Origin of the sequence: Mesorhizobium sp. M7A.F.Ca.CA.001.10.2.1 (assembly GCF_003998575.1) — a bacterium.
GTDB lineage: Bacteria > Pseudomonadota > Alphaproteobacteria > Rhizobiales > Rhizobiaceae > Mesorhizobium.
This window is the reverse complement of sequence record NZ_RZQY01000889.1, coordinates 1-1915: the sequence shown is the minus strand read 5'-3', so window position 1 is coordinate 1915 and position 1915 is coordinate 1. Positions and strand designations below refer to the sequence as shown.

Sequence of the window (1915 nt, the reverse complement as noted above, 5' to 3'; positions counted from 1 at the left end):
GGATTGTGTAGGTTCCTTGACCCATGTCGATCGACGAGCTTTCGACCTCGACCGAGCCGTCGGCCAGGATACGCACGATCGCCTCGCCATAGGCGCGCCGAACCGGATAGGTGCCAGCCGCGACGCCCCAGCCGATCAGCTGGTTGCCGTCGCGCATCGAGCGCGGTTCGGGCGAGCGCCTGGCCCAGCCGAAGCGCTCCGCACCTGCGGCAAAAGCCTCGCGTAACTGCCGGGTAGACCAAGCCTTTTTGGCATGCGGATCCTGCTCGGCATAGTTCCGGAGCCGGATTTCCAGCGGGTCGATGCCGACCTCGTAAGCGAGCTCGTCGATGGCGCTTTCGATGCCGAAGGCCGAGGGGTTTTCGCCCGGCGCGCGCATAGCGCCAGGCACCACCGAATTGACCCGCACGACATTCTGCTTCGAGGAGAAATTCGGCGTCGCATACATGATCGAGGTAACCGATCCCAGCGGCTCGACCCACATGCCGTCGATGGATGTCTCATTGACGCCGCGATGCACGATCGATTGGATGTTTCCTTGCGCATCGGCGCCGATCGTCACCGTCTGGCGCGTCGCGGCGCGGCCACCATAGCCGGTAAAGGTCTGCGGCCGCGTCATCACCAGGCGCACCGGCCGGCCGAGCATTTTGGCGGCACATGCGGCCACCGCGCCATGGCTCAGCGCCAGCGCCTTGGAGCCGAAGCCGCCGCCAATATAGGGCGAGACCAGCCGCACATTCTCGAACGGCACGTCGAACCATTCGGCATAGGTGCGGGCCATCCCGTCCAGCCATTGGCTCGGCTCCCACACGGTGAGCTTGTCGCCCTCCCAGCGGGCGATCAGGCCATGCGGCTCCATCGGCGCCTGGTATTCGCGCGGCGTGTTGTAGGCGGCGCAGATGCGGACCGGTGCCGAGGCGAACGCACCTTGCGCATCGCCCCATTCCTTGGTCATGGCGTCGATCGGGATGCCGTCGCCGGCCTTGCCGTCGCTGAGGTCGACGATGGAAGGCGTCTCGTCATAGCTGACCTTGACCAGGGCCGCCGCCGCGACCGCCTGTTCGAAGGTCTCGGCGACGACAGCGGCGACATGCTGGCCCGAAAAGGTGATGTCGCGCGCGAGCGGGCAATAGGGTTTGTCGGGCGGCGGCGTGCCGAACCAGTCCGCCGCGGTTTTCAGGCTGATGATGGTGTCCGGCGTCAGCACCTGCAGTACGCCGGGCGCCGCCTCGGCCGCCTTGGTGTCGATCGCGCGCACCTTGCCGGATGCAATCGTGCTCTCGACCAGCACGGCGTAGGCGAGGCCTTCGAGCTGCTGCTCGACGGCGTATTTCGCCGCACCACTGATCTTGGCCGGGCCGTCGACGCGCGACAGCCGGCCGCCGACGGCTTCGGCAAAAGCGCCGTCGGACGCATCACCATGCCTGATGTTGTGAACGGTCATGCCGTCTCTCCCAATTTGAGGATGGCGCGGGCGACGACGCGCGGCGCCAGTTCGACCTTGTAGTGGTTGGCGCCATGGTCGACGGCACCTTCGACGGCGAGCAGGCTGGCGGCGCGGACCGCGTCCGGCTCCAATACCTTGCCCTTCAGCGCGTCTTCCACGGCCCGCGCACGCCACGGCTTGGTCGCGACGCCGCCGAGCGCCACGTGCAAATCGCGGATCGTTCGGCCGTCAGCCTCGAATTCGATGCCGACCGCCGCACTGGCCGCGGCGAACTCGTAGGACTGCCGGTCGCGGATCTTCAGGTAGGTCGAACGCCGGGTAGCGGCCGAGCCGGGGATCTCGATGGCGGTGATCATCTCGCCCGGTTCGATCGCATGTTCTTTTTCCGGCGTGTTGCCGGGCAGCAGGAAAAAGTCGTCGACCGGGATCTGGCGCTCGCCCAGATGCACGATCGCATCGAAGGCGACC

Annotated in this window: 2 protein-coding genes; both read right to left on the bottom strand. The window is 66.7% G+C overall.

Annotation, left to right across the window (positions count from 1 at the left end; genetic code table 11):
- Nucleotides 1-1444 (bottom strand): xanthine dehydrogenase family protein molybdopterin-binding subunit (locus EN964_RS33095; RefSeq protein WP_164776282.1); only part of this gene is annotated, 1444 nt, incomplete at its 3' end.
- Nucleotides 1441-1915: xanthine dehydrogenase family protein subunit M (locus tag EN964_RS33090; RefSeq protein ID WP_206528797.1), on the bottom strand; the 475-nt coding region annotated here is incomplete at its 5' end. The genes EN964_RS33090 and EN964_RS33095, both read right to left, overlap by 4 nt.